General features: G+C 45.4%; 5 protein-coding genes and 1 pseudogene. 5 read left to right on the top strand and 1 reads right to left on the bottom strand.

Annotation, left to right across the window (positions count from 1 at the left end; genetic code table 11):
* The 3 genes and pseudogenes from A3763_RS22210 to A3763_RS22200 all read left to right on the top strand — a co-directional run.
* Positions 1 to 189 (top strand): annotated as a pseudogene (locus A3763_RS22210) (flagellar motor protein PomA); the annotation flags it as partial.
* 60 nt (positions 190 to 249) lie between these two features.
* Positions 250 to 1,245, top strand: coding sequence for a flagellar motor protein MotB (locus tag A3763_RS22205; RefSeq protein WP_068553495.1), 996 nt, complete (start codon positions 250 to 252; stop codon positions 1,243 to 1,245).
* A 40-nt stretch (positions 1,246 to 1,285) separates the two neighbouring features.
* A complete protein-coding gene (locus A3763_RS22200; protein WP_068516205.1) occupies positions 1,286 to 1,894 on the top strand; it encodes a PilZ domain-containing protein in 609 nt (202 codons plus the stop codon).
* A 23-nt stretch (positions 1,895 to 1,917) separates the two neighbouring features.
* Here the strand turns inward: A3763_RS22200 and A3763_RS22195 are convergent, their stop codons facing one another.
* The gene (locus tag A3763_RS22195; RefSeq protein WP_068516208.1) at positions 1,918 to 2,712 is read right to left on the bottom strand and encodes an NRDE family protein; all 795 of its coding nucleotides are present in this window, start codon (positions 2,710 to 2,712) and stop codon (positions 1,918 to 1,920) included.
* Between the two features lie 68 nt (positions 2,713 to 2,780).
* Here A3763_RS22195 and A3763_RS22190 point away from each other — a divergent pair, with 68 nt between their 5' ends.
* Complete coding sequence (locus A3763_RS22190) at positions 2,781 to 3,566, top strand: sulfite exporter TauE/SafE family protein (protein ID WP_068516211.1); 786 nt, start codon at positions 2,781 to 2,783, stop codon at positions 3,564 to 3,566.
* A gap of 33 nt (positions 3,567 to 3,599) precedes the next feature.
* Positions 3,600 to 4,191, top strand: a 592-nt coding sequence (lgt, locus tag A3763_RS22185) for a prolipoprotein diacylglyceryl transferase (protein ID WP_068760529.1), incomplete at its 3' end; no start/stop codon positions are given.

Below are 4,191 nucleotides of genomic sequence, written 5' to 3'. Positions count from 1 at the left end.
ATGCTTGCAAATATGGTTGCTATCCCTTTTGCTGACAAACTGACTCTTAGAATGGAAGAGGAAGAGTTGATCAAGTCCATGTCAATCGATGCCGTTTTGGCGATTCAGGCTGGTCAAAACCCACGTGTTATTGAAGCTATGTTGAGAACCTACTTGTCTGAAGGCAAGCGAGAAACAGGTGAAGAATAGTTCTGGTTTATTAAGCAGCCTGTATGTTTTTAGTTTGATCTCTGAGGTAACAACTCGACAATGAGTGATGAAGAAGAAAAAGATTGCGATTGCGTCCCCGGGCTCCCCGCATGGATGGGGACTTTTGCGGATCTTATGTCCCTCCTTATGTGCTTCTTTGTTCTGCTATTATCGTTCGCAGAAATAGATGTACTCAAATTTAAGCGTTTAGCTGGTTCAATGCGTAATGCCTTTGGTGTTCAGAATCAGGTTGATGTTACGTCGATCCCGAAAGGAACCAGTATTATTGCTCAAGAGTTCTCTCCGGGAAAACCAGACCCCACACCTTTGCAAGTGGTGATGCAGCAAACGACTGACTCAGATCACCAGACTCTCGAAGTATTGTGTGAGGCTCAGATAGAGAAAGCCGTTGCAGAAGCTTGTGATGAGTCAACTGAAAACGCTCAGGATAAAAAGGCCCAAATCAGTGAGTTTGTTGCTCAAAAAATGATGGAGCTGGAAGAAGAGGCTGAAACCAAGGCAGAAGAAATTGCTGAGAAGCTCCAGACCGAAGTTGCCAAAGATATGGTGGAGCTGGAAACCCAAGGTCGTAAAATTATTATTCGAATTCAGGAAAAAGGAGCCTTTTCTTCTGGTTCAGCTCAGCTTCAGGATGAGTTTATTCCAGTGCTTGATAAGCTGATTGATATCCTCGAGTCAATTGAAGGTGATATCGCCGTGCAGGGGCATACTGATGATGTGCCGATTCAAACTGTTATGTTCCCATCAAACTGGGATTTGTCGGTCGCAAGGGCTTTGGAAGTTGCGCACGGGCTATTTGATGACGGCTACCTAAAACAAGATAGGTTTAGCATAACAGGCTTTGCGGATACTCGGCCGCTGGTGCCGAATGATACGCCTGAGAGTAGAAAGCGAAATCGCCGGGTAGAGATTATTCTTCAAGAGAAAACTGATAAGCAGGTGAAGGAAGAGCTGCGTGAAGAAAGCAAGACGCTGGATGCTAACTCTCAAGCAATTGATAACTTTTTCGAATTGGACCCTGACGAGATCTTCTAGAAAGGAGAGTGTGTGATGGGTTTATCTAGGGATAATATATATGGGTGTAAATTCAGTGACGCACGACAGTGAAAGAAGACGTTATTTTAGAGTGACGGACCTTGTTGGTCTTCGTTATCGCTTTCTTTCGGAGGGTGAAACTGATTTGGCGGTGCAAGCTCAACCGACTTCTCTGAAGTCTCTGCTGTCACAGATAGAGCACCAGATAGCAACAGATCTGACAGTACTGAAGAATTCCCAACCTGAAATTCATAATATTCTTGATCTTTTTAACCAGAAAATAAATTTGGCTTTTGGCCACGGTCTTGCCTCTGGCCAAGAAGAGGGTCTCGAGCAGTCTACTTCTGCTTGTCAGGTTAATTTGAGTGCTTGTGGAATCGCTTTCCCGCTTGAAGAAAGTGCTGCTTTGAATCAGCATGTTCATATAGAACTAACGCTATACCCCAGTAATACTCGATTGCAGCTCTTAGCAGCTGTTATTGCTTGTGATGCATTGGATGAGAGCATTGATGGCAAGCCCTGGCTTGCGCGCGCTGACTTCGTTAATGTCACCGAAATTGATCAGGAAACATTGGTTCAGCATGTCATTAAGCGCCAGGTTCAACAGCTAAAAGGTAATCGATCTGAAGATGACGGTAGCTTGCAATGAGCTAGAGTCTGTCGAGCTCTAGCTTAAAAAGTTATGTTTGTTATGTTGTCGTTAAATTTGCTGCTACCCTTCTGATACTGACGTTCAAGAAAGAAAGCTTTATTGATCTGCTCGTTCTTAGCCGTACCTAAAGTTTCTTTATCAATAATGATGACGCTGCTCGCACGAGTTCCATAGTTGGGCGTTCTAATAAAGGGGGAAGAGAGCACTTGCTCAAACTCTTGAGGGATGCCTGTCTGCGGCAGTTCTTCAGGCGATGCTTGTTCTTGGTTCTGTAGTGCCAACAGTAAGTGTCTAGCTGCTTCAGTGTTATCAGGGTTCTGCCGGGCCTGTTCGAGAGCTGTTTTGGTTTTTCGTACTTTTGGCCAAGGCGTATCTAGCAGGTGGTTACTTAAGCCATACCGTCCCGGCTTTAGGGTTTGACTACCTCTCGTCTGACCACGATTATGGCAATATACCAAGTCTGAGCCATCAAACAGAAGAGCGTTAAATCCGGCATATTCATCGCTTGAAATTTGAGCTGCAAACTCATTTGCAGAGCAGCTTGCTTGAAGGAAGCTTGAGGGAATTTCTCCACGAGATCGTTCGTATACTCTGGAGTCTGGCGCGCGATAATTTGTAATTGCAGCGAGGCGGCCACCTTTGGAAAGGGCTAACCAGGTGCCACCCATTTTTAAATCTCGGCCGCCAAATATGTCAGGGCTATCTTCCCAGAAATGAGCGTTAAGTGTAGGGCGGGCGTAGTACTCATCTCTATTTGAGGCGAGTGTCAGTATTCGTGCTTGCTCGGGCTGCCAATCAAAAACTATTAAACACATTGAAAGAATGACCTCAGAATGTAATACAGCTATCATACCATGCAATTATTTAGGGGTAGATACGGACTATGTTTATTGTGAGCTACTTGCTGGCGGGTATCTTTGCCGGGTTAACGGCAGGGCTCTTTGGCGTGGGTGGTGGTTTAGTCGTCGTGCCTATCCTGGTTTTTGTCTTCGAAAGCCAAGGTTTCCCCGCAGAAGTCTTGACCCATATGGCGATAGCAACTTCACTTGCGACCATAGTGTTTACCTCGATGAGCTCGGTATATAATCACCATAAGAGAGGCGCGGTTTTGTGGTCGGTGTTTCGGCCGATGAGTGCTGGTATTGCGCTAGGTGCGGTGCTTGGTGTATTAACGCTGGTGCAACTAGATGGCTGGATGCTGAAAAAGCTGTTTGGACTTTTTGCGGTGATTGTAGCGCTGCGAATGTTTATCAAATCCGCTAGCTTGCAGTCTTTGGCGATACCCGGAAATATCGCACTATCTATAATGGGCGTGGTCATTGCGTGGTTTTCTTCTATCTTCGGGATTGGTGGTGGAACACTTAGCGTTCCTTATTTGAGTCGGTATCGTATTGAGATGAAAGAAGTGGTGGGTACCGCCGCTGCATGTGGTTTACCCATCGCTTTATTTGCCACGCTCAGTAATGTGATGATGGGAAGTGATTTGCAAGGACGGCCTGAATGGAGTTTGGGATTGATCTACCTACCTGCTTTACTCGGAATATCTATTTGCTCTGTATACTTCGCGAGGGTTGGAACGCAGTTGGCGCATCGCTTGTCGCCTCTGTTACTGAAAAGATTGTTTGCAGGTTTTCTGCTATTAGTTGGTGTTCGCTTTCTAGTGACTTAGCTCTGTTTAATATTAAAAATTTAAGGAATTACAATGGCGTTGTCGTATCCCCAGATAGATCCGGTTGCTTTGGACTTAGGGCCAATTCAAATTCATTGGTATGGCTTAATGTATTTGATTGGTTTTGTGGCGGCTTACTTACTAGGGCAGAGACGAGCCCAACGACCTGGTGCTCCAATTGCCAAAGAGCAAGTCGGAGATATGATTTATTACTGCGCATTGGGGGTAATCCTGGGGGGGCGCCTGGGCTACGTATTCTTCTATAACTTCGACAAATTTCTCGATGACCCAGCTTGGTTGTTTAGAATCTGGGAAGGTGGAATGGCCTTTCATGGCGGCTTAATCGGTGTGATGTTAGCCATTGTTTTTTATGCACGAAAGATTGGCTGCACTTTTTTTCAACTATTGGACTTTATCGCGCCTCTTGTGCCAATAGGTTTGGGTTTGGGACGAATCGGAAATTTTATTGGTGCAGAATTATGGGGCAGGGCGACAGATGTTTCTTGGGGAATGGTATTTCCAAACGACCCGGAGCAATTGGTTAGGCACCCTTCTCAGCTTTATCAGGCAGGGCTTGAAGGGCTGATGTTCTTTTGTATTTTATGGTTTTATTCCGTTAAACCCA

Source organism: Oleiphilus sp. HI0128 (assembly GCF_001635365.1).
This window is presented reverse-complemented; position numbering and strand designations above follow the sequence as displayed.